Genomic DNA, 26,739 nt, shown 5'->3' with positions numbered 1-26,739 from the left:
TCTTAGCCGGCCACGTGCGGCAAATACCGCACCGACAGCACGCCGTCGATCGATCCGATGTCGGCCAGCACTGACTCGCTCACTGCGCTGTCCACGTCGACCAGCGTATAGGCCATGTCGCCACGCGACTTGTTCACCATGTTGTGAATATTGAGTCCGGCGCGCGCCATGGCTGTGGAGATCTGCCCCAGCATGTTGGGCACGTTGGCGTTTGATATCGCCACACGATCAGGTGATTCGCGCGCCATGCTCACGCTCGGGAAATTCACCGCATTCGCGATGTTGCCGTTCTCGAGGAAATCGCAGAGCTGATCGGCGACCATGATGGCGCAGTTCTCTTCGGCTTCGCGGGTGCATGCGCCCAGGTGCGGCAAGCACACAACCCGCTTGTGGTGGTGCAGCACCGCACTTGGAAAGTCGCACACGTAAGTCGCCAGGTGCCCGGCCTCGAGCGACGCCAGCACCGCTTCGTTGCCGACCACGCCGTCGCGCGAAAAATTCAGCAGCACGGTCCCGGGCCGCATCAGGCCAAGGTTGTCGGCGTTCACCAGATTGCGCGTCGACTCCATCAGCGGCACATGCAATGTCACGAAGTGCGCGTTGCGCAGCACCTCCGATACGCTGCCGGCGCGTTTGACCTGCGACGGCAGGCTCCATGCCGCGTCAACCGTGATCTCCGGATCGAAGCCGAGGACGTTCATCCCCAGCCTGATCGCGGCGTCTGCGACCAGGCATCCCACCTTCCCCAGACCGACGATGCCCAGCGTATGGCCGGCCAGCTCATAACCGGCAAACGCGCTCTTGCCGTGCTCGACGGTCCGATCGAGATCGGCCCGACTCGCATCCAGCTGGTCGACGAAGCGCAACGCGCCCGACAAGTGGCGCGCCGCCATCAGCATGCCAGCCAGCACCAGTTCCTTCACCGCATTGGCATTGGCACCCGGCGCATTGAACACTGGCACGCCACGCGCACTCATTTCCTTGACCGGAATGTTGTTCGTGCCGGCTCCGGCGCGTGCGATGGCGCGCACACTGGTGGGGATCTCCATCGCGTGCATGTCGGCTGAGCGGACCAGCACCGCGTCGGGCGCCGCCAAGTCCGCGCTCACCCTGTAGCGCGACTCCGGCAAGCGTGCCAGCCCTTTCGCCGAGATCTGGTTGAGCACCAGGATCCTCAGGCGCTCAGCCATGGCTTGCCTCGAACTCCTTCATGTAGGCCACCAGCGCGGACACGCCTTCGATCGGCATCGCGTTGTAGATCGACGCCCGCATGCCGCCGACTGAGCGATGCCCCTTGAGCTGCACCATGCCGCGTGCTTCGGCCCCCTTCAGGAAAGCGCCGTCCAGCGACTCGTCGCGCAACTTGAAGGGCACGTTCATCAGCGAACGGTCTTCGCGCGCCACCGGGTTGTAGAAGAAGGACGTGGTCTCGAGATAGTCGTAGAGCACCGCCGCCTTTTTGCGGTTGTGCGTCTCCATGGCCGTCAGGCCGCCTTGCGCCTTGATCCAGTTGAACATCAGGCCCGCGATATAGATCGCATACGTCGGCGGCGTGTTGAACATCGAGTCGTTGTCCGACTGGATCTTGTAGTCGAAGGCCGAAGGCGTGATCGGCAGCGCCTGGCCGATGAGGTCGTCGCGCACGATCACAAGTGTGACGCCGGCCGGACCGACGTTCTTCTGCGCGCCTCCATAGATCAGCCCGTAGCGGCTGACGTCGACCGGGCGCGACATGAAGTTGCTCGACATGTCCGCCACCAGCGGCACTTCGCCAGTGTCGGGCGTCCAGTGGTACTCGACCCCGCCGATGGTCTCGTTCGAGCAAATATGGACGTAGGCGGCGTCGCGGTCGAGTTTCCAGCTCTCCCGCGGAGGCACGCTGGTGTAGCCGCCCGCCTCGCTGCTGGCGGCCACATTGACCTTGCCGTACTTCTTCGCTTCCTTGATCGACTTCTTCGACCATTCGCCCGTGTCGATGTAGTCAGCGCTTGCACGACCGCGCAGCATGTTCATGGGCACGATGGCGTTCTCGCCGATCGCGCCGCCCTGCATGAAGAGCACCTTGTAGTTCGAAGGCACTTCCAGGAGCTCGCGCAGCAGCCTTTCAGCCTCCGCGTGGATCGCGATGAATTCCTTGCCGCGGTGGCTCATCTCCATCACCGACATCCCGCTGCCGTGCCAGTCGAGCATCTCGTCGGCCGCTTGGCGCAACACCGATTCGGGCAGCGTCGCGGGACCGGCGCTGAAGTTGAAGACACGGGTCATCGGGCGATCTCCAGGAAGGAAGCAGCGTGCAGGACGGTAGCGCATCGCCGCACCTTCCACAAGAGTCCACGGGCCGGCCTGCCAGCCCGCCCGGCTTGCGCCCGGGATCAGTTCAGCTGCGCCTTGTCCAACCCGAAAGCCTTGTCGGCGGAACCGGGGACATTCCTGAACCCGATGCTCAGCCGGTTCCACCCGTTGATTTCCATGACCACGAAGCTCAGGTCTGACAGTTCCTTTTCCGAGAACTGCATCCGAACGCTGTCGAAGATGTCGTCCGGCACGCCGTGCTCCGGCAGGCGCGTCAGCACCTCGGTCCATGCCAGTGCGGCGCGCTCGCGCGCTGAGAACAGCGCCGACTCACGCCAGATGGGCAGATGATGAATGCGCAGTTCGCGCTCTCCGTGGAAGCGGGCTTCCTTGACGTGCATGTCGAGGCAGAAGCCACAGCCGTTGATCTGCGAAGCACGGATGTGCACGAGGTCGCGGATCGACTGTTCGACCGCACAGTCTTTCAGCTGACTGCTGAACTCCTGGAACTTCTTGACCAGCTCAGGGGACTGCTGCCAGGGATTGATGCGTTGGCTCATGATTGCTCCGATGGGTGAGGCATCGCGCATGCACGCCGTTCGATGATGCGAGCCTCGGGTGATGAAATTGGCGTCCACCCCCTGAAGACGTTCGAGCCCCGCGCCTTGTGACATCAACGCGCCAAAAGCGTTGCCAGCCGCGCCAGCTTGTCAGGGTTGCGCTGCACGTGGATGCGCACGATGCGCTTGCCGTCGGTCTCGTAGGTCTGCACGGATTCCAGTTCGCCGCCGACGAAGCGCAGGAGCCCCAGCTCGCCGTTGACCCGCGCCAGCTCGACGCGCTGGCCCTCTCCGAAACGTCGCTGCACGGCAAAGTACAACTGCGCGATCCGCTGGCCTCCCACGACCGGCCTGCCGAAGCTCGGCACCTTGCCGCCGCCGTCTCCGATGAGCTCTGCGTCTTCCGACAGCATCGATTTCAGCGTCGCGAGGTTGCCTCCCGTCGCCGCCGCCGCGAAGTCGCGCAGCAGGCGCTCATGCATGTCCGGCGAAACGTCGTAGCGGGGCCGCTCGTCGCGGATCTGCGCCTTCGCGCGATGCACCAGTTGGCGGCAGGCCGCTTCGCTCTTGCCGATCATGCGCGAGAGATCGGCGTAGTCGGCGTCGAACACCTCCCGAAGCAAGAAGGCTGCCCGGGCTTCCGGCGAGAGCCGCTCCAGCAGCATCAGAAAGGCCACCGACACCTCGTCCGCGCGTTCGAGCAACTGGTCGGGCGTCGGGGGCGAGTCGGTCAGCACCGGCTCGGGCAGCCAGATCCCGACATAGTGCTCCCGCCGCGACTTGGCGGTGCGAAGGCGATCGATCGACAGGCGCGTGGTGACGGTGACCAGCCAAGCCTCGGCGCTGTCGAGCTCCGTGTGATCGGCTTCATGCCAGCGCAGCCAGGCATCCTGAACCACCTCTTCGGCCTCGGCCACGGAGCCGAGCATGCGGTAGGCGATGCCCTGGAGGCGGGCGCGAAGTTGGTCGAAAGTGCGGGTCGGATCGTCCATATTTCCTCAATACGTTGGCCAGGGCGATTTTGTGACAAGGCCGGCTTTGTTGAATTCGCTTCGCCGCTAGACTCCACGCGGTGTGCGCCGCCCGCGCATCGATTCAGGAGTCAAAGGAGTCAAACGCCCCATGGCAGAGCCCCGTTCCCGACCACTGACTGTGCATGCACCGCGCGCGGTAACGGCGATGCGCGAGCCATTCGAGCGGCTGGTGCGCAGCGGGCTGGCTTTCAACGCGCTGCGCACCGAGGCGGAGGTGCATGCGCTGCTGGTGGACGAGGCGGCCGATCTCAGCGGCGCTCAGCGCGTGCTGCTGGTACTGGAGGCGGGGGCGGGACCGAACGTTGCCGGCTCGATCCTTCCCGGAGGCGAAGATCCGGCCGGGCTGCTCGATGCCATCCGCCCTTGGCTGACGGAAGCCGTCCACGGGAATTCTGCGAGCCTGCGGCATGGGCCGGACGGTGCCGAACCGAAGGCGCAGCGCTCGTGCGTGATCGCTCCGCTGATGGCGCAGCACACGCCAATGGGCTATCTCTACACCGATGTCGAAGGCACGGCCGGCCGCTTCGATGAGGCGGACCGCGATCGGATCGCCCTCCTCGCGCAACAGGCGGCCGCGGCACTCGCCGCCATCCGCGAGCGCGAGAGCCTGCAACATCAACTGACAGAGCGAACGGCCGAGCTCGCGCAACGCGCCGGCGAACTGACCTTCGTGAACAGCATCCAGCGGGGCATGGTGGCCCGCATGGAATTCCTCGCGGTCATCCGGATGGTGGGCGACAAGCTGCGAGAGATGTTCGACTCCGGCAACGTGGCCATCATGTGGTGGGACGACCGGACCAACTACGTCCAGGCGCTGTACCGCTATGAGCACAATCGCCCGCTCCCGCTGCTGCCGGCACGGCCGCTGAAGCCTGACGAAACCGTGGCGACCATCCTGCACGAGCGCAAGGTTCGCGTGGCAAACACGCGTGAGGAGCAGGTTCAGGCCGGCCTGCGGCCGACGCCGGGCACCGATTGGGCCCATTCGGTCGTTGGCGTGCCGATCATCGGAAGCGATCGCGTCCTCGGCGTGATCGGCCTGCAGAACCATGAGCGCGAATATGCTTTCGGCCGCAGCGAGATCCAGCTCCTCGAAACAGTGGCGGCGAGCATGGGCATCGCGCTGGAAAACGCCCGTCTCTTTGATGAAACCCAGGAAGCGCTCCATCGACAGACCGCGATGGCCGAAGTGCTTCAGGTCATCGGCAGCTCGATGGAAGACGCGCAGCCTGTCTTCGAGAAGATCCTGGAGAGCTGCGAACACCTGTTTTCCGGTCACCAGTTGGGGATCTCGCTGCTCGGGGACGACGGCCTGGTGCACCTGGGCGCCCACCGGGGCTCCGCGCGCGAGGCATTGGAGCGCCACTATCCGCGGCCGGTCCTTACGGAAGCCATGGGCTCTCCGATGGTGGGCGTCGAAGTCTTTCATCTTCCGGACGTGCTCGCCGACCCGAAGGCCCCGGTCTTCATGCGCGAAGTGGCCGAACAGATGGGCAACTACGCGATCATCGTCGCCCCCTTGATCTGGGAGGGCCGGAATATCGGCTCAATCCACGTCAATCGCCAGCCGCCGGGCCCCTTCAGCGAGAAAGAAATCAAGCTGCTGAAGACCTTTGCGGACCAGGCCGTGATCGCGATCCAGAATGCGGCATTGTTCAAGCAGACCCAGGAGGCGCGCGCGGCGGCCGAGGCTGCGAACGAAGCCAAGAGTGCCTTCCTCGCGACGATGAGCCATGAGATCCGCACGCCGATGAATGCCGTGATCGGCATGAGCGGCCTGCTGCTCGAAACGAAGCTGGACGCGGACCAGCAGGACTACGTCGCGACGATTCGCGATTCGGGCGATGCACTGCTGACGATCATCAATGAGATCCTCGACTACTCGAAGATCGAGGCCGGCCGCATGGACATCGAGTCGCATCCGTTCGACCTGCGCGATTGCGTGGAATCAGCGCTCGACCTGGTGAGCTCGCGCGCGACCGAGAAGAACCTCGATACAGCCTACGTCTTCGAGGGCGACGTGCCCGCCGCAGTGAGCGGCGACCTGGCGCGCCTGCGGCAGATCCTGCTGAACTTGCTGAGCAACGCGGTGAAGTTCACCCATGCCGGTGAGGTGGTGTTGACAGTCAGTGCGCAGCCAGCGCCCTCGGGCAAGGTGACCCTGACCTTTGCAGTGCGCGATACCGGCATCGGCCTCACTCCAGAGGGCATGGGACGGCTGTTCAAGTCCTTCTCGCAGGCGGACTCCAGCACGACGCGCAAGTACGGCGGCACCGGCCTTGGCCTGGCGATCAGCAAGCGTCTGGCCGAACTCATGGGCGGGCGCATGTGGGCCGAAAGCGCCGGCATGGGCAGCGGCTCGACCTTCTTCTTCACCATCGAAGTACCGACGGCACAACTGCCGCCGACTCGGAGCCGCGATTTCTCGGGCGTGCAGGCAGAGCTGCGCGGCAAGCGATTGCTCGTGGTCGACGACAACGCGACAAACCGCCGCGTGCTTTCATTGCAGGCGGGCCATTGGGGCATGGAGACACGCGAAACGGATTCTCCCGCCGAGGCCCTGCACTGGCTGCAGGAAGGCAAGCCTTTCGATCTCGCGATCCTCGACATGCACATGCCGGACATGGACGGAGTCGAGTTGGCGCGGCGGATCCGAACCCTTCACGCCACCTTGCCGCTGGTGCTCTTCAGTTCGGTGGGCCGTCGCGAAGTAGGTGATGCCGAATCATTGTTCAGGGCCTTCCTGGCCAAGCCGATTCGCCAATCCCATCTGTTTGATACCTTGGTCAGCCTGCTCGCGCATGACACTGCCGCAAGGCCACCGGCAATCGCCAAGGCCAAGGCACAGATCGATCCCTCCATGGCGGAGCGGCATCCACTGCGCATCCTGCTTGCCGAGGACAACGCGGTGAACCAGAAGCTTGCGATGCGCCTGCTGCAGCAGATGGGCTACAGGGCAGACCTCGCTTCCAACGGCATCGAGGCTGTGGAGTCGGTGCAGCGCCAAACCTACGACGTCGTGCTGATGGACGTGCAGATGCCCGAACTCGATGGGCTGGATGCGACGCGCCAGATCTGCGCGCTGCTGGAGCCCGGGCAACGACCGCGCATCGTGGCCATGACGGCCAATGCGATGCAAGGCGATCGCGAGATGTGCATGGAGGCAGGCATGGACGACTACCTGACAAAGCCGATCCGCGTCGATCGGCTCATTGAAGCATTGAACAGCGTACCGACGCGCAGGGAACGATGACATGAGCGATGCAACCATCGATCTTGGGACTTTCAACGAACTGAAGGAAACCGCGGGGGCCGACTTCATCGAGGAGCTGGTTCAGACGTTCCTGGAAGAAGCCCCGGCCATGCTCCAGGAACTGCGCGATTCGCTGGCCGCCGAAGACGCCAATACGTTTCGGCGAGCAGCCCATTCGCTCAAGTCGAACAGCATGACCTTCGGCGCGCTCAGGCTCGGCGGAATGTCGCGCGAGCTGGAGTTGAATGGATTCGCAGCGAGCGCGAGTTCGAACACCCTGGACGCGCTGGAACAGGAGTACGCGCGCGTCGCCACGACACTCGCGGAGTTGAGCCATGGTTGACCTGCGCCATGCGCCCGCCCGGCTTCTGGTGGTGGACGACAACAAGGTCAACCGCCTGCTGCTGACTCGCAGCCTCGAACAGCACGGGCATGGGGTCGACTGCGCCGAGAACGGGCGCGTCGCACTCGAACTGCTGCGCCGTCAGTCCTTCGATCTGCTGCTGCTGGACATCGAGATGCCCGAGATGGACGGCTTTCAGGTGCTGGAGCAACTGACTGCCGACCCCAAGCTGCGTGACATTCCCGTGATCGTGACCTCCTCGCTCGAAGGCTTGGCGAACATCGTGCGTTGCATCGAGCTCGGTGCCGAGGACTACCTGCACAAGCCGATCAATCCGGTGTTGCTGAAGGCGCGCATCAGCGCCAGCCTGGAGAAGAAGCGCCTGCGCGACCAGCAGAAGGAAATGGTGCGCCGCTTCGCGACCTCCGAAGTTGCGCAGGACTTGCAGCAATCGGGCTTTGCGTTGGGGGGGCGGCGCGTGCAGGGGACGGTGATGTTCTGCGACATCCGCGGGTTCACGTCGCTGGTCGAATCACAGCCGCCCGAAGAGACGATCGAACTGCTCAATACCTACTACACGCTGATGTTCGACGCCATCAATGGCCACGGCGGCGTGGTCAACCAGATGATCGGCGACGGCTTGATGGCGATCTTCGGTGCGCCGCTGCCGCTGCCCGACCACGGCGAGGCCGCGGTGCTTGCGGCCCTGGACATGATCGAGATGATCGAGCTGTTGAACGTCGACCGAATCGCAACGCCGAAGCCCGCGATCCGCATCGGCATCGGCATTGCGACAGGCGAGATGGTGGCGGGCTACACCGGCACGCAGCAGCGCGCGACCTACACCTGCATCGGCGACACCGTCAATCTTGCCGCGCGCCTGGAAGAGCACACCAAAATCGCGAAGCGGCCGATCCTGATCGATCCGACGACGAGCGCCGCGATCAATGGACGCATCGATTTCGAGCACCTCGGGCCGGCGACGTTTCGCGGCAAGGCAGCGCCGGTGGAGGTGTATGCAGTGGGCACCGCACAGCCGATGGCGTGACGTTGCCGTGTTGTAGGCCGTTCGCCTCGGTGCGGATGGGCAGATTCCTACGACGACGCAAGCAACGTTAGCGCATGAACCTCTAGGAACATTGAAGCTGCACTCCGCAGCCAACACACCAAGAGGGGACATCATGCTCATGCAATGCGCGTTCAAGTCGTCGACAGCGACACTCGGCCGGCTCGGGCTTTTTGCCGTGGCGGGCACGCTCGCCGCGTGCGGTGGCGGGGGTCACGGCGGGGGCGGGTTTTTTCCCATCACGCCGCCTGGGCAGTCCAAGCTCGTTTGTGACGACACCATGAAGACGCGCTTCACGCCGGACAGCCTGACGCAGGTTCTTCTGGTGAAGCCGTTCAAGGCGGGCGATCCGCTCTTGCTCTCTGGGGCATCGACCGCAACGACACCGACGGCAACGAGCGATGTGTGTGTGGTCAAGCTGCTTGTCGGCCCTGGCAATCCGGGGCCGGCGGGTGCGCCTTCGACTTCGTCCGGAATCGGCATCGAGATCTGGTTGCCCAGTGAAGGCAAGTGGAATCATCGAATCCACGTCAAGGGCGGCGGCGGCTGGGCCGGCGGCGTGCAGGCTTCGACGACGGCACTGGCCGGCACCACCGGCGGCTCGTCCGGCTCACCCGCGACGACCGCCATGGTCGAGGGCGCCGTATCCGCAAGCACCGACACCGGGCATGCCAACACAGCGAACGGCGGCTCCTTCGCGATGAATCCCGACGGAACGATCAACACAGTGTTGTGGAACGACTTCTCCGAGCGGGCCATTCACGAAATGGCGGTGAAGACCAAGGCGCTGACGCAGGCCTACTACGGCACCGCGGCCAAGTACGCCTACTGGAACGGCTTCTCGACCGGCGGACGCCAGGGCCATAAAGAGGCACAGGCCAATCCGAAGGACTTCGACGGCATCCTGGCCGGCGCGCCGGCGATCAACTGGTCGAAGTTCATCACATCCGAGCTGTATCCGCAGATCGTCTATCAGCGCGACCTGGGTGGCGTTCCGCTCACGACAGCGCAGATTGCATTGCTCGGCAATGCCGCCATCAATGCATGCGACGTCGTCGGCAACCAGCATCTGGGCTACGTCCCCGATCCGTCGCAGTGCCGCTACGATCCGACGCAGGACGCGAGCGTGATCTGCGCATCGAGCGGAGGCGGCGCGCCAGCTGGCAGCTGCGTCACGCAACAACAGGCCGTCGCCATGAACAAGATCTGGTACGGCCAGACGGCTGACGGTTCCGTGCCCTCGCCTTCGACCGACAACGGCTTCGCGCTTGAACCGCAGGGCAGCCAGCGCTGGTATGGCCTCACGCGAGGCACCAACGTCTCAGGGCTTGCAGGCCCGACGCCCTTCACCATCGCATCCGACATGGTGGCCCTCGAGCTGCAGAACCCGACGATTGCGTCGACCAACTTCGTCAACGCGACGGGCAACGGCGCTGACGGTTGGAAGGGCTTGTCGTACATCGACTTGTCCAATGCATACGACCGCGGCGTGGCACTCCAGCCCCAGTTCGCCAACATCAACACCGACGACAACAATCTCGCCGAATTCGCGGCGCGGGGCGGCAAGATGCTGGTCTATCACGGGCTGTCGGACACGCTCATTCCGCCGCAGGGCACGCTCAACTACTACAACAGGTTGACCACGAAGATGGGAGGCGACACCGTCGTCAAGAACTTCTACAGGCTCTTTCTGGTTCCCGGCATGGCGCATGGCTTCGCGAATGGCACGACCAACCCTGCCGCGAATCCGCCGCTTCCCACCCTCGACCAGCTGTACCTCGCGCTGACCGCGTGGGTGGAACAGGGTCAGCCGCCGAGCAGGCTCGACATCACCTCGCAGGTGACCACGGGCGGCGCGAAGACGACTTCACGGCCGATCTGTATGTATCCGACCAAGGCCAACTTCGTGGGCACCGATCCGAGTGCGGCAAGTTCATACAACTGTTCCTGAAGTTGTCTTGAACCTGTGTTGAACTGAAATAGGAGACTGGCGGGGTCCGTCTGAAAATGCTAGTGTCCCGATCGGCTTCGGCAGCAGCCGAATGGGAGCCGACATGACAGCAACACCCCGCATTCGTCCCGCGAAGTTCGTTCACGTGGTTTACCGGACCTATCGCTTCGACGAGATGATCCGCTGGTACCAGACCGTGTTTGACGCCACGGTCCGGCATCGCAACCCGGCGATTGCCTTCGTCACCTACGACGATGAGCATCACCGCGTCGCCTTCATCAACCTGTCGGTGTTCGAGCCCGATGGACCTCGACGCCGGCAGGATCTTGTCGGCGTCGACCATGTGGCCTACACCTACGGGTCATTGCGTGAGCTTGCGGAGAACTACGCCCAACTGAAGGAGCTCGGCATCCTGCCGTACTGGTGCCTGCATCACGGCATCACGGTGTCGATGTATTACGGGGACCCTGACGGCAACCGAATGGAGTTTCAGGTCGACGCCTACGCGACCAACGAAGAGGCCACCGAATTCATGGAAGGTCCGGGGTTTGCGCAGAATCCGATCGGCGTGGAATTCGATCCCGATGAAATGCTCGCCCGCCTGCGCGCCGGCGAGCCGGAGTCGGCTTTCCTGCATCGCGCGGTGCATCTGCCGGTGGCGCCATTGCGCCATCCGGTGGTTGCGGATTGACCGACGACTCGTTGGCTGAGTGACAGCTTGCCAATGCTGACCTGACGAAGCGGATGCTGCTCCCACTTGCAGCCTACGGACCCACCTTCGTGGTCGTGAGCTCCGCGCTCCTTTACTTGTCGCGGGGCGCGATCCTGCGGCCACGTTCTCATGGCTTCTATCGCTTCTTTGCATGGGAGTGCATCCTCGGACTGATCTGGATCAACTTGCCCGTCTGGGGTGATGCGCCGCTCACTCCGGGCAAGTTGGTGGCGCAGGCGCTTTTCATGACCTCCGTGTTGCTGCCGCTTCACGCCTTCGTTCTCTTGAGGCGTCTCGGCACGCCGAGCGAGGCTCGCAGGGACAAAGCCCTGCTTGGATTCGAGAAGACGACGACGCTGGTCACCGCCGGTGCATTCCGATTCATTCGCCACCCGATGTACACCGCGCTGATCTGCCTGGCATGGGGCATCTTCCTGCAGCAATTCACCTGGCCCGGTCTCGGGCTGGCGCTGATGGCGACGGCGCTTCTTGTCGTCACCGCTTTCCGCGAAGAGAAGGAATGCCTCGCGCATTTCGGCGCGGCCTACCAGGACTACATGCGACGCACGCGCCGCTTCGTGCCCTTCGTCCTGTAGCTTTCTTGTAGGCAGCCGAACGGATCCGGCGCATCCGGCCCGCAACATGCGCCGCCCGTTTTCTCGCCTTTACGAAACTTCACCTGCTATCAATGGCATAGCTGAAAGTCCAGGCAGGGCAAGGGTTTCCCCACGGGCATGGGATCTTTGCGTTGCCCTCGCCTGCTCGCGAGAATAACATTCATTCTCATTTGTGAGTCTAGAATCGGCGCCTCAAATGATCGCCACATCCCCCGACAACCGTCGCCGCGCCTATTGGCTCAAGACCCTGCATGAATGGCATTGGGTCAGTTCGGCGGTCTGTCTCATTGGGATGATCTTGTTTGCGGTCACAGGCTTCACGCTCAACCACGCGGCAAGCATCGAGGCAAAACCCAGCATCACAAGCCATGCGGGCACCATCGATTCGGCATTGCGCGAAACACTCGTGCAGCAAGCCGCCGCCGTCAAGGCGCAGAAGGCGCAAAAAGGCAAAGCCGAATTGCCCGAGGAGCTTCAGGCTTGGGTGCGGCGGCAATGGTCGATCGACACTTCGGGCCGCGAAGCCGAATGGTCGGACGAAGAAATCTATCTCTCCCTGCCGCGTCCGGGCGGCGATGCCTGGCTAAGACTCAGCCTCGCCGACGGCCAAGCCGAATACGAGCGCACGGACCGCGGCTGGCTCTCCTACTTGAACGACCTGCACAAGGGCCGCAACACGGGTACGGCCTGGAGTTGGTTCATCGACATCTTCGCCGCGGCGGCGCTGGTGTTCTCGGTCACTGGTTTGTTCATCCTCAAGATGCATGCGGGCAATCGGCCCTTGACATGGCCGATGGTCGGCATGGGCCTGGTGATCCCGATGCTGCTCGCATTGCTGTTCATTCATTGATTTCAGGAGAAAGATCCAGTGCAAGTTCGATATTCGATTGCCCTTGCCGCTCTGCTCGGCGCCCCGGCGTTCGCGGCGGGCCTCTCGCTCAACATCGAAGTCCCGCGGCTCAACGTCGCCGAATACCACCGGCCCTATGTCGCAGCGTGGATCGAGCGTCCCGACCAATCCGTCGCGACCACCCTGGCCGTCTGGTACGACGTCAAGAACAAGGGCAACGCCGAGGGCGAAGGCACCAAGTGGCTCAAGGACATGCGCCAGTGGTGGCGCCGCACGGGACGCGAATTGCAGATGCCGGTCGACGGCGTGAGCAGCGCGACCCGGCCGGCCGGCAAGCATCAACTCAACTTCACAGAGGGTTCCGTCGCATTGCCCAAGCTCGCACCTGGCGCCTACAAGCTCTACGTCGAAGCGGCGCGTGAAGTGGGCGGACGCGAGATCGTCAGCATCCCCTTCCAGTGGCCGCCGCAAGGCGACTTGACCGCCGCGCAAGGCCATAGCGAACTGGGCGAGGTCAAGCTCGAACTCCGGCCCTGAACGTCAATTCATCATCAACGGGATTCACCATGAAGACTGCTATCCGTACCGCGGCCATTGCGCTTGCTCTTTCCGCCGGCGCAGCCGCCGTCCAGGCACACAACGTGTGGTTGCTGCCGTCGAGCACGGTTCTGTCGAAAGGAGACTGGATCACGGTCGATGCGGCCGTCTCGAACGATCTGTTCTTCTTCAATCACAACCCGCTCGGACTGGACAACCTCACCATCACCGCGCCGGATGGCAGCACGGTGGCGGCGGAGAACATGCACAAGGGCAAGCTGCGAAGCGTGTTCGACCTGAACCTCGCGCAGCCCGGCACCTACCGCATTGCGGTGCTCAACGAAGGCGTCTTCGCGCGCTGGAAGGACAAGTCCACCGGCCAGGCCAAGCGGGCGCGGGGCACGCCGGAGAACATCGCCGGCCAGATTCCGGCCGACGCGCAGGAGGTCGAGGTCACGCAATCGGCAGGACGCATTGAGACCTTCGTGACCGTGGGCAAGCCCAGCACGCTGAAGCCGATCGGCAAGGGGCTCGAGCTCGTGGCGGCCAATCCGACGGATCTGGTCAAGGGCGAGAAGGCGACGTTCGTGCTGCACATCGACGGTCAACCTGCCAAGGACGTCGAGGTCAACGTGACGCCCGGCAATACGCGCTATCGGGACAAGGTCGATGAAGTTGCGATCAAGACCGATGCCAAGGGGCAGTTCGCCGTGACGTGGCCGCAGGCGGGCATGTATTGGCTCGAAGCGGCCACCAAGGACGGCAGGACCTCGGTACCGCAAGCGAAAGAGCGGCGTCTGACTTACGCCGCAACCCTGGAAGTGATGCCCTGAGCGCATCGGAGACTCCTTCGGAGAAGCCGGCGGCAGAGCGCATTTCGTTCGCCACGTGGCGCGCGGGCGGCTATGCGAATGCGGGCGCACCGCGACGGGCGGACCCTTCCAGCCTTCAGACCTTGGCTGGTCGAAGCATGGGCACGACGTGGTCCGTGCGCTTTGACAATCCCGCCATGGTCCCGCTTGCTGCCATTCAGGCGAGCGTGGAAGCTGCCTTGCAGCGCGTGATTGCGCAGATGAGCACTTGGGAGGCCGATTCGGAGATCAGCCGCTTCAATCGCGCCCCCGAGGGCCGCCGTCACGTCATTGGAGCGGAATTCGCCGAGGTGCTTGCATGTGCGATGCACTGGGCATCCGCGAGTGACGGAGCCCTCGATCCGACGATCGGGCCGCTCGTCGCCCTCTGGGGATTCGGCTCGCAAGCATCGTTGTCGACGGCTTTGCCTGATGCATCGCACATTGCCGCGGCGCGAGCGCGCGTCGGGTGGCAACGCATGATGTTCGATACAGCTCGCCCATCGATCGTGCAGCCTGGGGATTGCGCGCTCGACCTCTCCGGGATCGCGAAGGGGTTCGCAGTCGATCACGTCACTGCCGCTTTGCATGGCACAGGCCTTCGCGATTTTCTGGTCGAGATCGGAGGGGAGCTTCGGGCGGCCGGGCGGCGGCCGGGCGGTGAGCCATGGCAGGTGCTCATCGAATCGACCGCCGGAATGACTCGGAGGATTGCGCTGTCCGACATGGCGATCGCCACGACCGGGGACCGCTGGCATGTGCACGATCGCCATGGGCGACAGTGGTCGCACACGATCGATCCACGTTCGGGCGAGCCAACGTGCAACACAGTGGCATCTGTTTCGGTGCTGCATTCGCAGTGCATGCAGGCGGATGCACTGGCGACGGTGCTTGCCGTTCTGGGGCCTGACGATGGGTTCGCTTTTGCGCGGGAACACAAGCTCCCCGCATTGTTCGTGCTGCGTGACCCCACAGGTCATGTCGAACGAACCAACGAATTCTGGCCAGGCGGAGCGAGCGCCGCATGAGCGAACCCACCCTGCGAGCACTTGCCGCGTGCGCGATCGTGCTCGCCTACGCGACTTTGTGCCTTGCCGTGTATGGGCGGCAGCGCCGGGCGCGCACCGTCGATGCGCGAACAGCTTCGGCATTTGCGGGCGCTGATGCCGGCGAAGCGGCACTCGTGCTTTTCGCAACCCAGACCGGCCATGCCGAAACGCTGGCGTGGCAAACGGCGCGATGGCTTCATGAAAGCGGGACGCCGGCGCGCCTGATGCCCCTCGACAAGGCCGACGTCAACGTCCTGCGCAATGCACGGCGAGCGTTCTTCATCGCGAGTACCTATGGCGAAGGCGACCCGCCCGACGGTGCCAGTGTGTTCGCCGAGCAGGTGATCGGGTCTTCAGCCCAGTTTCCTTCTCTGCGCTACGCGGTCCTTGCGCTGGGGGATCGCCAGTACGCCAACTTCTGCGCGTTCGGGCGCATGCTCGACGAGTGGTTGCACGCACGGGGTGCGACTCGGCATTTCGACAGGATCGAAGTCGACAACGCAGATCCGGACACCATCGCCGCGTGGAAAGCGCGGTGCAGCGGCGTTGAAGAGGTTGCGGTGCAGCCCGCAACGCCGCCGGGTCAGCCGACTCGCTGGCGCCTCGCCGCACGCACGCTCTTGAACCCGGGCAGCGCGGGCGCCCCTGTGTTCGAGCTGGGTTTTTCACCGTTGGCCCCATCCGAAGCCACATGGGAATCAGGCGACATTGCACAACTCACGCTTGCAAAGGACCCTGGCCGTCCTCGTGATTACTCCATCGCATCCATTCCGGCGGACGGTGCATTGCAACTCCTGGTTCGCCAGGAGCGGCATCCCGACGGCACCCTGGGCGCGGGTTCTGGGCTATTGACTTCGACCCTTGCCATCGGTGACACGCTGGAATTCCGAATCCGGCCGCATCGCAATTTCAGGCTCGCCGAGAACCGGGAGCGCCCTCTGATCCTGATCGGCAATGGGACGGGGCTGGCCGGCCTTCGCAGCCATCTGCGCGCGAGAGCGGCAATCGGTCAGAAAGACAACTGGCTGATCTTCGGCGAACGCAACGCAAAGCACGACTTTCTCTGCCAAGAAGAGATCGAAGGATGGCGCGGCGATGGCGTACTCAGGCGCCTGGACATGGCTTTTTCACGCGATCAGGAGCAGCGCGTCTATGTGCAGCACCTGTTGCTTCAGGCTCATGAAGGTGTGCGCGAATGTGTCCTGCGCGGCGCGGCCATCTATGTCTGCGGGAGCATGCAGGGAATGGCTTCCGGCGTTGACGCGGCCCTGCGTCAGATTCTCGGGGCGGATCAAGTGAGCGAACTCGCCGGCACGAATCGCTACAGACGCGACGTCTATTGACCGCGCAAAGTTGCTCCGCCGCAACAGATGCACCGCAATCTGGTCGATTTGTTTCGTAAAGATGAACAGCGGATTAATTTGCGGTTGAGAGTCATTATCATTTAGAGCGAACTCGCCGCTACGGCGATTCGACTCACCCAGCCAATCCAGACGCCTAGACGGCGCTCTCGTGGACCCGCCAGTGAAGTTCTCATTTCCTTCCTTTCCGGAGAACATTCATGGCCTACATCAAGAGCCGCAAGCATGCTGTCGCACGCGCCCTGCCCCCCCTGGGCAGCGCTACGGCCGCCACACTTTTTGCACTGGCACTGCCCGTCTCGGCGCAGACCCCGACGAACACTCTCAAGGAAGTTCGCGTCGTCGCCGACACCCCCGCGACTGAACTGAAGGTCGACAATTCGGCCAGCCCCAAGTTCACGGCGCCGCTCGTCGACACGCCGCAAACGGTCCAGGTCATTCCCCAGGTGCTGATGCGGGAGCAAGGCGCCACGACACTGTCTGAAGCCCTGCGCAACACGCCGGGGGCCGGCGCTTTCTATCTCGGAGAGAACGGCAACACCACCACTGGCGATGCCATCTACATGCGCGGCTTCGATGCTTCGAGCAGCATCTTCATCGACGGCATTCGCGACCTCGGTTCGATCACGCGCGACGTGTTCAACATCGAACAGGTCGAGGTCGTGAAGGGGCCATCGGGCACCGACGTGGGACGCACCTCCCCCACCGGCTACATCAACATGATCTCCAAGCAGCCGAACATGGAAGACGCCTTCCTGGGTTCCGTCGGCTTTGGCAGCGGCAGCTACAAGCGGGGCACCATCGACTGGAACAAGGTCATCACCAACACTGACGGCTCTGGCGCGGCGTTTCGCCTGAACGCGGTCATGGACGACTCTGGTGTAGCCGGCCGCGACGAGATCACCACCAAGCGCTGGGGCATTGCACCGTCGATCGCGATCGGGCTGAACACGCCGACGCGCTTCTACTTCAACTATCTGCACATGGACCAGAGCGGCGTTCCTGATGGCGGTGTGCCGACCATCGGCCTGCCGGGCTACACGAGTCCCGATCCGAAGCGTGGGTTCCTGAGCTTCGCCTCGCCTGTGGATCCGTCGAATTTCTACGGCACGACTTCGGACTTCAACAACGTGACGGCCGACATGTTCACGGCGCGCGTCGAACACAACATCACGCCTGACGTCATATTGCGCAACACCACGCGCTACGGCAAGACCTCCCAGGACTACATGCTGACGTCGTTCATGGGTTCGTCCGCGAACCTCCTGACGCCGGTCGTTGCCAACCCGAACACCTGGAGCATCGCGCGGAGCAATCCCACCAACAAGGACCAGACGAACGAGCTGTTCACCAACCAGACCAACGTCTCCGCGAAGTTCAACACGGGATCCGTCGGCCACACGATGAACGCTGGCCTGGAGTTGATCCGAGAAGAGCAGACCAGCTTGGGATTCTTCGGCCCCAATGTCACTCCCGCCGCTGGCGCACCCTTCAACACCGGCGCCTGGCCCGCGGCCAACCTCTACAACCCCAACCCGAATGTCGTCGGCTTTCGCCGGACCTACAGCGGCGCGGACAGCGTGGGCTCCACGGATACGGTGGGCCTGTATGTGTTCGACACCGTCAAGCTGAGCGAGCGTTGGCAGTTGACCGGCGGCGTGCGTTACGACCACTACAACACCGACTATCGCGCCTCGACGCTGTCGACCGCCACCACTTTCCCGAAGCTGCCGGTCGGCACTCTGGTGCCCACGTCGCTGTCGACCTCCGACGACTTGTGGTCGGGCAAGCTGGGCGTCGTCTACAAGCCGGCGGAAAACGGAAGCATCTACGCGGCATGGGGCACCTCGGCACAGCCGCCGGGCGGGGCCAACTTTGCGCTGGCCGCGGGCGGCACGGGCAACAGTGCGTCGCGCATCGACTTCCAGCCGCAGGAAGGCACGACCTACGAGGTCGGCACCAAGTGGGACGTGCTGAACAACAAGCTCGCGCTGACTGCGGCGCTCTACCGTACCGAGATCAAGAACGAGGTCGTGCAGGACCCGACTTCGCTGCAGTACTACCAGACCGGCAAGAAGCGCGTGCAGGGCATCGAACTCGGCGCGGCAGGAGCCATCACTGACGCATGGGGCGTCAGCGCCGGCTTCACGACCATGGACACCAGCGTGCTGAGCGGCCCCGCCATCACGGCCAGCGGCGAGAACGTGCTGACCTACACGCCCAAGAACGCGTTCACCCTCTGGACCAGCTACCAGCTGCCTTTCGGGCTGACGATCGGCGGTGGCGCACGCTACAACGGCAAGCTCAGCCGCGGCACCGATGGCGCCATCGGCACGCCGGCGTATGCCGATGCCTATTGGGTGGTCGATGCAATGGCTTCCTACCGCATCAACAAGAATGTCGAGCTCCAGCTGAACGTCTACAACCTGTTCGACCAGGAATACGTGGCAGCCATTAACAAGAGCGGCTATCGCTACACGCCGGGCATTCCGCGGTCGGCACGCATCACGGCCAACTTCGCGTTCTGACGCGCATCGAGATCGACGAGTTCGCGCCGAGCCGGATGCGACACTCGGCCCCTGCTTTGCGGCAGGGGCTTTTTTCATTGTGAGGAGTGTGCGAAATGATGCTGCATGTACCCGACGTTCTGAGCGCAGAGCAGGTTCGAGAGATCCGCGCCGCACTCGACGCAGCCGATTGGGTGGACGGGCGCGAATCCGTCGGCGCGCAAGGCGCCCGCGTGAAGCGCAACCGCCAGTTGCCCGAGCAATCGCCCGTGGGCCGCGAATTGGGCAAGACCATCCTCTCTGCGCTGGCCGGCAATCAGCTCTTCTTTTCTGCCGCGCTGCCGCTTCGCTTCGTGCCGCCGATGTTCAATCGCTACGAAGGCGGCGAGCACTATGGACTGCACGTCGACGGATCGGTGCGAACGGTGCCCGGCACTGGCCAGCCGCTGCGTACCGATCTTTCCTGCACGCTGTTCCTCTGCGATCCGGAGGACTACGAAGGCGGCGAACTCGAGGTGGTCGACACCTACGGAACGCATGAAGTCAAGCTTCCTGCCGGGGACCTGATCCTCTATCCCTCCACGAGCCTTCATCGTGTCCATCCTGTCACGCGGGGCGAGCGCATCTGCTCGTTCTTCTGGCTCCAGAGCATGATCCGCGACGATCGACAAAGAGGCATGCTGTTCGAACTCGATCAAGTGATCCAGAAGCTGCGGGCGAGAGTGGGCGAGTGCGAGGAGACTGTGGCGCTCACGGGGCAGTATCACAACCTGCTGCGGATGTGGTCCGAGGTGTGAGGTTCTGCTGAAGGCATCGGTTGTGCGGAACCGCGCACGCGGCCGACCGGGTGCAAATTTGTCAAGCACTTCGTACAGCGCTTGAGCCTTCGCTCGACAGCTACTATCCTTTCGAACACTTCAAGCCGGCCGCCGCATGACGGGCAAGGCCGGGAACGGGGGAAAGGTGATCTTGTGGGTGGTCTTGTGACGCTGGATTTCGCAATCGCCTACTGCGGCCCTGCGCCGGTCCCTTCGGACCTTTGGACGCGCTGGAATACGGATCCACTGCTGCTGGCAGCGCTCATCGCGTTGTCAGTGGCCGTTGCCCGAGGCAAATCGTCCGACGCGCGTGCGGGCTGGAGTGCGCTCGCGCTGATGTTCATTGTCTTCGTGTCTCCACTCTGCGCGTTGTCATCGGCATTGTTCTCGGCGCGGGTGTTCCACCACATGCTGCTCGTCACTGTCGTTGCGCCGCTGCTGGCGCGGGCCTTTCCGCTGCCACGCGCGGGTACTCCGCCGCTGGCGATGCTCGTCGCTGCCCACACCATCGTGCTGTGGCTCTGGCACGCACCCGGGCCCTATGCATGGGGGCTTGCCAGCGTGCCGTCCTATTGGCTGATGCAGGTTTCGCTGCTCGGCACCGGGTGGCTGCTGTGGCGCGGCGTGTTTTCGGCATCGACTCCGACGGGCCCCGCGCTGATGGCACTGGTCGCCACCATCGCGCAAATGGGTCTTCTCGGCGCGCTGATCGTCTTCGCCTCGGTGCCCCTCTACCCGGTACACATCGCAAGCGCAGTGTCCTGGGGGTTCACTCCGATCGCCGACCAGCAGCTTGCGGGGCTGTTGATGTGGGTCCCCGCGATGCTGCCCTATCTGGGCGTGGGGCTCTGGCTCGCATGGTCCAGCCTTCGACCGAGCGAGCCCGCCCTGTGACGACGTTCCTCAAGTTCGCTCATCTTGCGGCGATCGCGGTCTGGTCGGGCGGACTGATCGTCCTGCCCTTCCTCTTCTGGCAGCGCAAAGCTCTGACGGCGAGCGGAGACCTCGACCGCCTGCACCGCATCACGCGCCTGGTGTATGTGGAGATGACTTCGCCCGCCGCGTTCATTGCTATCGGCACTGGCACGGCGCTGATCTTCCTGCAGGCGACCTTCGTCGAATGGTTCACCATCAAGATGGTGCTGGTCAGTCTCATGGCGATGCTGCACGTGGTGGCCGGGCTGGTCATGCACCAGTTGTTCATGCCCAGGGGCCATTTCGGCCGCTTCTCATTCGTGGCGCTCACCGTCGCCTATGTCGTGCTGATCGCCGCCATCCTCTGGGTCGTGCTGGCCAAGCCTCACATCGACTCGAACATGTTCGCCGCGCACCTGTTCGAGCCCGGCGGCCTTTCACGGCTGTGGCATCAGTCCTTCGGCGACACCAGGATGCCGATGCCATGATCGAACACCAGCTTGCCGCCATGCCAGCCGGCGAAGCCGACCATGACCGAGGCGATTGCCGACAGCACGAGACCGTGCGGCAAGACCGATGCGGGATCGGTCAATCGCAGTCCCCAGCTTGCGCCTGCGATGGCAACCAAGGTCATCGCAGCGATGGCGTGCGACCAGCTTGCCTCGTGCAGCCGAATTCCGCGGACAAGCAGAAGCTCACCGGTGCCGACGATGCTCGCGCCCACGCCGCTCCAGAACGCCATGCCCGACGCCCAGATGCCCGCGCGCAGCCAGAAGGCATCGGCGGACCACCAGTAGAAGACGTCGACACCGAGTGTCGCGACGATGAACGCCACCGGAAAATGCACCAGCATCACGTGGATCGGGTGCCCGATCACCGCGACGGCAGAGCCGACATCGAGCCGCTGCAGTTCAAGCAGGACTTCGCTCTGCGAAGAAGCAGCCCTGTCGGCAGTCTTGCCGAGAACTCCGTCGCTAACTCCGTCGCTATGGCTCGCCATGCTTCTTCTCCTTTGCATCGGACGCCGACGCAGTCAATGGGCGGCCATCGTAGCGTCTTGCGCGCGGTGCTCCAAGCCGGATCGTTGGCGGCGTTGTCCGCGTTGTCTGGTTGCACCGGGCCGTTGTCGGCGCTCGATCCCTCCGGACCGGCTGCCGCTTCGATCGCGACGCTCTGGTGGGTGATGCTGATCGGCTCGGCCGTTCTCTTCCTTCTCGTCATCGGGATCTTCATCCAGGTGTTCAGGCGTCCGGGCTGGGGCTCCGGCGTCTCTCCGATGCGGTGGATCGTCCTCGGCGGACTCGTGCTGCCCGCTTGCGTCCTGCTGCCGTTGCTGGCTTATGGGCTCGTGACCGGCGAACGCTTGCTGCCCCTGCCCGGCAGCGCGCCGCAGCAGCGCATCGAGGCGGTGGCGGCGCAATGGGCCTGGACGTTTCGCTATCCGGAGCACGGCGGCGCCGAGACACGCAACGTCCTGCTTCTGCCTGCCGGCCAACCCGTCGACATGGCGGTGACGAGCAAAGACGTGATCCACGCCTTCTGGGTTCCGCGCTTCGCGGGCAAGATCGACGCGGTGCCGGGCCGGACCAACAGGCTGCGCATCCAGGCCGACCACCCCGGCCGCTACGAAGGAACCTGCGACGAGTTCTGCGGGCTGGGCCACGCCGGCATGCGGTTCGTCGTCATCGTCCATCGACCGGAGGACTTCTCCGCGGCCCTGACACAGGCGCTCGAAGCACCGGAGGCGAAGAAATGAGTGGACCCGTCAGTTCGCAACCCGAAGGTGCACACGCACTCCGGCTGCACCGCCAGTTGAACCGGATATGGGCCACAGGTCCTGGCTGGCAGCGGCTTGCCGCCGTGAACCACTCGGTCATCGGCAAACGGATGTTCCTCACGTCCTTCACGTTCTTCCTCATCGCGGGCGTGCTGGGCATGCTGACGCGCGTGCAGTTGGCGACGCCGCATTCGGGCTTCCTCGACCCCGAGACCTACAACCAGGTCTTCACGGTCCACGGATCGATGATGCTGTTCCTGTTTGCCATTCCGATGGTGGAGAGCTTCGCGGTCTACCTGACGCCGAAGATCCTCGGCACGCGCGATTTCGCATTTCCGCGGCTGACCGCCTACGGCTATTGGTGCTATCTCTTCGGCGCGTCGATCATCACGGTGTCACTGGTGCTGGGCATCGCGCCCAATGGCGGATGGTTCATGTACACGCCGCTCAGTTCAAACGTCTATTCGCCGGGCGTCAATGCGGACATCTGGCTGCTCGGCATCACCTTCGTGGAGATCTCCGCGCTGTCGCTCGCGGTGGAGATCACAGTCTCGATCCTGAAGATGCGCGCACCGGGCATGTCGCTCGACCGCATGCCGATTTTCGGCTGGTACATCCTTGTGACGGCGCTGATGATGATCGTCGCCTTCCCGCCGCTCATCCTCGGTTCGATCCTGCTCGAACTCGAGCGCGCCTTCGGTATGCCCTTCTTCGACCCCACGCGCGGCGGCGACTCACTGCTTTGGCAGCACCTGTTCTGGCTGTTCGGCCATCCGGACGTCTACATCATCTTCCTGCCGATGGCCGGTGTGCTGTCGACGATGATCCCGGTCTTTGCCAACCGGCAGTTGGTCGGATATCGCGCGATCGTGGTCGCCATCATCGCGCTGGCATTCCTGAGCTTCGGCATCTGGGTGCATCACATGTTCACCGTGGGCATTCCGCATCTCGCGCTCGCCTTCTTCTCGGCCGGCTCCGCCATCGTCGCCGTACCCACCGCCGTGCAGGTCTTCGCGTGGCTCGCGACGCTGTCGCACGGCAAGCCGCGCTGGGGCGTGCCGATGCTCTACATCTTCGGCTTCTTCTTCATCTTCGCGATGGGCGGGTTGACCGGCGTGATGCTCGCGATGGTGCCCTTCGACTGGCAGGCGCATGACACTTACTTCGTCGTCGCGCACATGCACTACGTGGTGGCAGGAGCGCTCGCGTTTCCGATGATGGCCGCGATCTACTACTGGCTGCCTCTGGTCACCGGGCGCACGGCCGTGCATCGATTGGCCGTGCCCGCGTTCTGGCTGATCTTCATCGGCTTCAACATGACCTTCTTCCTGATGCACCTGACGGGCCTGCTCGGCATGCCGCGGCGCGTCTATACCTACCGCGGCGACGAAGGCTGGAACTGGCTGAACCTGTTGTCATCCGTCGGGGGGTTCGTGATGACGATCGGCTTCGGCCTGCTCCTTATCGATCTTGTCGTGCAGTTGCGCTTCGGACGCCGCGTGCGGCGAGACCCCTGGAAGGCAGCGACTTTCGAATGGGCCATGGCGCTGCCGCCGGCGTCGTATGCGTTCGCCTCAATTCCGCACGCGGGTCCACAGACCGACAGCGTGCCAAGGGGCGAGCTAGCCTTGTCGCTGGCGCGCGGCGAGGGCTACCTCGGCTTTGCGCGCAACGGATGGCAAGAGACGCTGGGTGTCCACATCACCAGCGGCAAGCCGGATCAGGTGATCGTCCTGCCCAATCCCACCTACCTGCCGCTGGTCACGGCGATCGTCACCGGCGGCGTGGTCCTGGGCTTCCTGTTCAAGGCTTACTGGCTGTCGCTCGTGTTGGCGCTCGTCACCTTCGGACTGTTCGTCCATGCGGGCAGTCGCGCGGGGCTGTCGCGCGACCACGGGCCGTTGCCAGTCGGGCTCGGCGTCGAAGTGCCGCCGCACACCGAGGTCGCCAGCACGCCGTCCTACCTCGCGATGATCTGCGCCCTCTTCGCGAACGGCACGCTGTTCACATCGCTCATTTTTGGCACCTTCTATCTCTGGCTGGCGGGCGGGGACTGGCAGAAGATGACGCCGCCGACACCCAGCTGGAGTCTTGCATTCGGCGCCATCGTGTCGCTTGTCATTGCGGCAGTCTCGACACGCGGCTCGCTCAAAGTGGTGGCCGCCAGCGGCAAGGCATCAGCCTGGATGGGCCTCACCGCGATTGCGCTGATCGCTGCCGTTGCAGCCATCGTGCAGATGATCCTGGGCGTGACGCCGAGCCCGCGAGAGCATGCGCTCGGGGCGACGGCATCGGTGCTCCTGGGCTACGTCGCCTTTCATGCCGGCGCCGGACTGCTGTTTCTCTTCAGCAACTTCCAGCGTGTGCGCAATGGCTACATTTCGCAGCGCCGTTCGAGCGACCTGCGTCTGACGCAACTCTGGGTTGGCTATACGCTGGTCACGGGCATCATCGCGGTGGGACTCGTGCTTGCCTTGCCCTCACTGGTGACCGTACTCGGGGCCCGCCCATGAACGCCGCCACCAGCGCGATCGTGCCGCCCCGACGCATCTGGTGGCTTGCGGGCGGCTTCGGTGTGTGGTGTCTTGCGCTGTCGGTACTCTATGCGCTTCATGCGGTCGGATGTGCCTTCGGCTGGCCGACAGCCGTGCTCCGCTGGAGCCTCGTCATCGTGTTCATCGCGCACCTGCTCGTCATCGGCTGGATGTGGCTGAAGTTCGCCAGGCAGACACCGAATGCAGACGCTGGCAAGACTGGTAGCTTCCTGCAGGACGTGATCGTGTGGTCGACCATCGTGGCCTTTGCCAGCGCAGTGCTCGCGCTGGGGCCGCCGCTGCTTCTCACGACGTGCATTTGATCTGACGCGTCGACACATGACGAACCGCGATCTCCTGCGAAAGGCCGTCTGGGCCGTCATCTACCTGCTGTTCATCCTCGCGCCCATGCTCGCGCTGCTGACCGGCACCCTGCCACCGAGCCGCAATTTCTGGACCGAGTTCTCGGTGGGGCTCGGCTACACCGGCCTCGCGATGATGGGACTTCAGTTCGGGCTCACCGCGCGCTTCAGGTATGTCACCGATCCCTGGGGCGAAGATGTCATCTACCACTTTCACCGGCGCATCTCGCTCATCGCCGTGGCGCTCGTGGTGGCGCATCCACTCATCCTGATCGCCACCGGCTCCGACAAGCTCGCGCCGCCCGAGACGCTGGCCGATGTGCCCATGGGCGCCGTCTTCGCGGTGCTTTCGCTCGGCTCGGTCGTCACGCTCGTGGTCATGGCGCTGTGGCGTGTGCGCCTGAAGATCAGCTACGAGCTTTGGCACATCACGCACATCCTGCTTGCCCTGCTGGCCATCGGTGGCGGATTGCTCCACATGGTGGGCTGGGGCTTCTATCTGGTCGACCCCATGAAGCGCGCCCTCTGGATCGGCATGACGCTCTTCTGGATTGCCCTGCTGGCCTACGTGCGCATCTTGAAGCCGCTCTTCATGCTGCGGCGGCCCTATCGCGTGTCGGAAGTTCGCCAGGAACGCGGCGATACGACAACCCTCGTGATGCGGCCCGAGGGGCATGCGGGCTTTCGCTTCAGACCGGGCCAGTTCGGTTGGTTGACGCTATGGGGCAGCCCTTTCAAGATCACCGGCCATCCGTTTTCCTTCTCGTCGAGCGCCGAAGCCGCGGATGGACGCGTCGAGATGACCATCCGCAAGCTCGGGGATTTCACGAACGAAATCCCCAAGGTGCCGGTTGGCACGCGCGTCTATCTGGACGGTCCCTACGGCGCATTCACCACAGGCAACCCGGCCGACATGCACGTGCTCATCGCTGGGGGCATCGGCATCACGCCGATGATGAGCATCATCCGCACCTTCGCGGATCGCGGGGACAAGCGGCCGCTGATCCTGATCTATGGCAGCAAGGATTGGGAGTCGGTGACCTTCCGGGAAGAACTGGACGTGCTGGCGAAGCGGGTCGACCTGACGTTGGTCCACGTGCTCTCGAACCCGCCTGAAGGTTGGACGGGTGAAAAAGGCCGCATCACGGTGGAGGTGTTCAAGCGCCACCTCCCGCCGAACTACGCGGCTCACGAGTATTTCATCTGCGGACCCGATGTGATGCTCGACGCGATCGAAGCGGCGCTGGGGGAGATGAAGGTGCCGCTGGCCAAGTACCACTCTGAACGGTATAGCTTTGTGTAGTAGTAGCTGTAGGGACTCATTGAAGTTTTCAGTCCCTCATCCTGACC

General features: G+C 63.7%; 24 protein-coding genes. 19 read left to right on the top strand and 5 right to left on the bottom strand.

From position 1 onward, the window contains the following. Positions 1 to 2 precede the first annotated feature (2 nt). From AC1DEK_RS07980 to AC1DEK_RS07965, 4 genes are all read right to left on the bottom strand, one after another. Positions 3 to 1,190, bottom strand: coding sequence for a phosphoglycerate dehydrogenase (locus tag AC1DEK_RS07980; protein ID WP_478124676.1), 1,188 nt, complete (start codon positions 1,188 to 1,190; stop codon positions 3 to 5). Beyond that, positions 1,183 to 2,265, bottom strand: a complete 1,083-nt coding sequence (gene serC, locus AC1DEK_RS07975) for a 3-phosphoserine/phosphohydroxythreonine transaminase (RefSeq protein WP_478124675.1) — start codon at positions 2,263 to 2,265, stop codon at positions 1,183 to 1,185. The genes AC1DEK_RS07980 and serC overlap by 8 nt, the downstream gene beginning before the upstream one ends. A 107-nt stretch (positions 2,266 to 2,372) precedes the next feature. Further along, positions 2,373 to 2,852 carry a carboxymuconolactone decarboxylase family protein gene (locus AC1DEK_RS07970; protein ID WP_478124674.1) on the bottom strand — a complete coding sequence of 160 codons (480 nt, stop codon included), beginning with the start codon at positions 2,850 to 2,852 and terminating at the stop codon, positions 2,373 to 2,375. Between the two features lie 113 nt (positions 2,853 to 2,965). After that, complete coding sequence (locus AC1DEK_RS07965; RefSeq protein ID WP_478124673.1) at positions 2,966 to 3,844, bottom strand: RNA polymerase sigma-70 factor; 879 nt, start codon at positions 3,842 to 3,844, stop codon at positions 2,966 to 2,968. Positions 3,845 to 3,974: 130 nt separating this feature from the next. Here AC1DEK_RS07965 and AC1DEK_RS07960 point away from each other — a divergent pair, with 130 nt between their 5' ends. From AC1DEK_RS07960 to AC1DEK_RS07890, 15 genes are all read left to right on the top strand, one after another. Continuing rightward, positions 3,975 to 7,139, top strand: a complete 3,165-nt coding sequence (locus AC1DEK_RS07960; protein ID WP_478124672.1) for a hybrid sensor histidine kinase/response regulator — start codon at positions 3,975 to 3,977, stop codon at positions 7,137 to 7,139. A 1-nt stretch (position 7,140) separates the two neighbouring features. Further along, entirely contained in the window at positions 7,141 to 7,482 is a 342-nt protein-coding gene (locus AC1DEK_RS07955) for an Hpt domain-containing protein (RefSeq protein ID WP_478124671.1), read from the top strand. Next, positions 7,475 to 8,530 (top strand): adenylate/guanylate cyclase domain-containing protein, encoded by a 1,056-nt coding sequence (locus AC1DEK_RS07950; protein WP_478124670.1) that lies wholly within the window; start codon positions 7,475 to 7,477, stop codon positions 8,528 to 8,530. Before AC1DEK_RS07955 ends, AC1DEK_RS07950 begins: the two co-directional genes overlap by 8 nt. 133 nt (positions 8,531 to 8,663) lie before the next feature. After that, positions 8,664 to 10,499, top strand: coding sequence for a tannase/feruloyl esterase family alpha/beta hydrolase (locus tag AC1DEK_RS07945; RefSeq protein WP_478124669.1), 1,836 nt, complete (start codon positions 8,664 to 8,666; stop codon positions 10,497 to 10,499). A 103-nt stretch (positions 10,500 to 10,602) separates the two neighbouring features. After that, positions 10,603 to 11,190: a VOC family protein gene (locus tag AC1DEK_RS07940; RefSeq protein ID WP_478124668.1), complete on the top strand. Its 588-nt coding sequence runs from the start codon at positions 10,603 to 10,605 to the stop codon at positions 11,188 to 11,190. Between the two features lie 53 nt (positions 11,191 to 11,243). Further along, a complete protein-coding gene (locus AC1DEK_RS07935) occupies positions 11,244 to 11,807 on the top strand; it encodes a methyltransferase family protein (protein WP_478124667.1) in 564 nt (187 codons plus the stop codon). Positions 11,808 to 12,024: 217 nt separating this feature from the next. After that, positions 12,025 to 12,678 (top strand): PepSY-associated TM helix domain-containing protein, encoded by a 654-nt coding sequence (locus tag AC1DEK_RS07930; protein ID WP_478124666.1) that lies wholly within the window; start codon positions 12,025 to 12,027, stop codon positions 12,676 to 12,678. Between the two features lie 18 nt (positions 12,679 to 12,696). Beyond that, the gene (locus AC1DEK_RS07925) at positions 12,697 to 13,215 is read left to right on the top strand and encodes a DUF2271 domain-containing protein (RefSeq protein WP_478124665.1); all 519 of its coding nucleotides are present in this window, start codon (positions 12,697 to 12,699) and stop codon (positions 13,213 to 13,215) included. A 29-nt stretch (positions 13,216 to 13,244) separates the two neighbouring features. Continuing rightward, positions 13,245 to 14,048, top strand: coding sequence for a DUF4198 domain-containing protein (locus AC1DEK_RS07920; protein WP_478124664.1), 804 nt, complete (start codon positions 13,245 to 13,247; stop codon positions 14,046 to 14,048). After that, entirely contained in the window at positions 14,045 to 15,094 is a 1,050-nt protein-coding gene (locus AC1DEK_RS07915; protein WP_478124708.1) for an FAD:protein FMN transferase, read from the top strand. Before AC1DEK_RS07920 ends, AC1DEK_RS07915 begins: the two co-directional genes overlap by 4 nt. Beyond that, positions 15,091 to 16,458 carry a sulfite reductase subunit alpha gene (locus tag AC1DEK_RS07910; RefSeq protein ID WP_478124663.1) on the top strand — a complete coding sequence of 456 codons (1,368 nt, stop codon included), beginning with the start codon at positions 15,091 to 15,093 and terminating at the stop codon, positions 16,456 to 16,458. The genes AC1DEK_RS07915 and AC1DEK_RS07910 overlap by 4 nt, the downstream gene beginning before the upstream one ends. Before the next feature lie 218 nt (positions 16,459 to 16,676). Beyond that, on the top strand, positions 16,677 to 19,004 hold the full coding sequence (locus tag AC1DEK_RS07905; RefSeq protein WP_478124662.1) for a catecholate siderophore receptor Fiu: 2,328 nt from the start codon (positions 16,677 to 16,679) through the stop codon (positions 19,002 to 19,004). Between the two features lie 95 nt (positions 19,005 to 19,099). After that, a complete protein-coding gene (locus AC1DEK_RS07900) occupies positions 19,100 to 19,780 on the top strand; it encodes a Fe2+-dependent dioxygenase (protein ID WP_478124661.1) in 681 nt (226 codons plus the stop codon). 186 nt (positions 19,781 to 19,966) lie between these two features. Continuing rightward, a complete protein-coding gene (locus AC1DEK_RS07895) occupies positions 19,967 to 20,695 on the top strand; it encodes a cytochrome c oxidase assembly protein (protein ID WP_478124660.1) in 729 nt (242 codons plus the stop codon). Beyond that, on the top strand, positions 20,692 to 21,204 hold the full coding sequence (locus AC1DEK_RS07890) for a CopD family protein (RefSeq protein WP_478124659.1): 513 nt from the start codon (positions 20,692 to 20,694) through the stop codon (positions 21,202 to 21,204). Before AC1DEK_RS07895 ends, AC1DEK_RS07890 begins: the two co-directional genes overlap by 4 nt. On the opposite strand, the gene AC1DEK_RS07885 is transcribed toward AC1DEK_RS07890, so the two are convergent. Further along, positions 21,168 to 21,716, bottom strand: coding sequence for a DUF2231 domain-containing protein (locus tag AC1DEK_RS07885; protein WP_478124658.1), 549 nt, complete (start codon positions 21,714 to 21,716; stop codon positions 21,168 to 21,170). The genes AC1DEK_RS07890 and AC1DEK_RS07885 overlap by 37 nt on opposite strands. A gap of 36 nt (positions 21,717 to 21,752) precedes the next feature. Here AC1DEK_RS07885 and coxB point away from each other — a divergent pair, with 36 nt between their 5' ends. From coxB to AC1DEK_RS07865, 4 genes are read left to right on the top strand one after another with little or no spacing between them, the layout of a single operon-like run. Beyond that, positions 21,753 to 22,472, top strand: coding sequence for a cytochrome c oxidase subunit II (coxB, locus tag AC1DEK_RS07880; protein ID WP_478124657.1), 720 nt, complete (start codon positions 21,753 to 21,755; stop codon positions 22,470 to 22,472). Then, positions 22,469 to 25,006 carry a cytochrome c oxidase subunit I gene (ctaD, locus tag AC1DEK_RS07875; protein ID WP_478124656.1) on the top strand — a complete coding sequence of 846 codons (2,538 nt, stop codon included), beginning with the start codon at positions 22,469 to 22,471 and terminating at the stop codon, positions 25,004 to 25,006. Before coxB ends, ctaD begins: the two co-directional genes overlap by 4 nt. Further along, positions 25,003 to 25,350: a hypothetical protein gene (locus tag AC1DEK_RS07870; RefSeq protein ID WP_478124655.1), complete on the top strand. Its 348-nt coding sequence runs from the start codon at positions 25,003 to 25,005 to the stop codon at positions 25,348 to 25,350. Before ctaD ends, AC1DEK_RS07870 begins: the two co-directional genes overlap by 4 nt. 16 nt (positions 25,351 to 25,366) lie before the next feature. Further along, positions 25,367 to 26,692 carry a ferredoxin reductase family protein gene (locus tag AC1DEK_RS07865; protein WP_478124654.1) on the top strand — a complete coding sequence of 442 codons (1,326 nt, stop codon included), beginning with the start codon at positions 25,367 to 25,369 and terminating at the stop codon, positions 26,690 to 26,692. The last annotated feature ends 47 nt before the right edge of the window (positions 26,693 to 26,739 follow it).

Source organism: Variovorax sp. 10N420, assembly GCF_056394705.1.
This window is presented reverse-complemented; position numbering and strand designations above follow the sequence as displayed.

What these genes read in the sequence shown, in the direction of transcription:
- AC1DEK_RS07935 (WP_478124667.1), top strand. Translation starts at nt 11,244, where the DNA reads ATGCTGCTCCCACTTGCAGCCTACGGACCCACCTTCGTGGTCGTGAGC.
- AC1DEK_RS07940 (WP_478124668.1), top strand. Translation starts at nt 10,603, where the DNA reads ATGACAGCAACACCCCGCATTCGTCCCGCGAAGTTCGTTCACGTGGTT.
- AC1DEK_RS07930 (WP_478124666.1), top strand. Translation starts at nt 12,025, where the DNA reads ATGATCGCCACATCCCCCGACAACCGTCGCCGCGCCTATTGGCTCAAG.
- AC1DEK_RS07865 (WP_478124654.1), top strand. Translation starts at nt 25,367, where the DNA reads ATGACGAACCGCGATCTCCTGCGAAAGGCCGTCTGGGCCGTCATCTAC.
- AC1DEK_RS07885 (WP_478124658.1), bottom strand. Translation starts at nt 21,716, where the DNA reads ATGGCGAGCCATAGCGACGGAGTTAGCGACGGAGTTCTCGGCAAGACT.
- serC (WP_478124675.1), bottom strand. Translation starts at nt 2,265, where the DNA reads ATGACCCGTGTCTTCAACTTCAGCGCCGGTCCCGCGACGCTGCCCGAA.
- AC1DEK_RS07900 (WP_478124661.1), top strand. Translation starts at nt 19,100, where the DNA reads ATGATGCTGCATGTACCCGACGTTCTGAGCGCAGAGCAGGTTCGAGAG.
- AC1DEK_RS07960 (WP_478124672.1), top strand. Translation starts at nt 3,975, where the DNA reads ATGGCAGAGCCCCGTTCCCGACCACTGACTGTGCATGCACCGCGCGCG.
- AC1DEK_RS07870 (WP_478124655.1), top strand. Translation starts at nt 25,003, where the DNA reads ATGAACGCCGCCACCAGCGCGATCGTGCCGCCCCGACGCATCTGGTGG.
- AC1DEK_RS07945 (WP_478124669.1), top strand. Translation starts at nt 8,664, where the DNA reads ATGCTCATGCAATGCGCGTTCAAGTCGTCGACAGCGACACTCGGCCGG.
- AC1DEK_RS07950 (WP_478124670.1), top strand. Translation starts at nt 7,475, where the DNA reads ATGGTTGACCTGCGCCATGCGCCCGCCCGGCTTCTGGTGGTGGACGAC.
- AC1DEK_RS07910 (WP_478124663.1), top strand. Translation starts at nt 15,091, where the DNA reads ATGAGCGAACCCACCCTGCGAGCACTTGCCGCGTGCGCGATCGTGCTC.
- AC1DEK_RS07970 (WP_478124674.1), bottom strand. Translation starts at nt 2,852, where the DNA reads ATGAGCCAACGCATCAATCCCTGGCAGCAGTCCCCTGAGCTGGTCAAG.
- ctaD (WP_478124656.1), top strand. Translation starts at nt 22,469, where the DNA reads ATGAGTGGACCCGTCAGTTCGCAACCCGAAGGTGCACACGCACTCCGG.
- AC1DEK_RS07905 (WP_478124662.1), top strand. Translation starts at nt 16,677, where the DNA reads ATGGCCTACATCAAGAGCCGCAAGCATGCTGTCGCACGCGCCCTGCCC.
- AC1DEK_RS07920 (WP_478124664.1), top strand. Translation starts at nt 13,245, where the DNA reads ATGAAGACTGCTATCCGTACCGCGGCCATTGCGCTTGCTCTTTCCGCC.
- AC1DEK_RS07965 (WP_478124673.1), bottom strand. Translation starts at nt 3,844, where the DNA reads ATGGACGATCCGACCCGCACTTTCGACCAACTTCGCGCCCGCCTCCAG.
- coxB (WP_478124657.1), top strand. Translation starts at nt 21,753, where the DNA reads ATGGGCGGCCATCGTAGCGTCTTGCGCGCGGTGCTCCAAGCCGGATCG.
- AC1DEK_RS07980 (WP_478124676.1), bottom strand. Translation starts at nt 1,190, where the DNA reads ATGGCTGAGCGCCTGAGGATCCTGGTGCTCAACCAGATCTCGGCGAAA.
- AC1DEK_RS07955 (WP_478124671.1), top strand. Translation starts at nt 7,141, where the DNA reads ATGAGCGATGCAACCATCGATCTTGGGACTTTCAACGAACTGAAGGAA.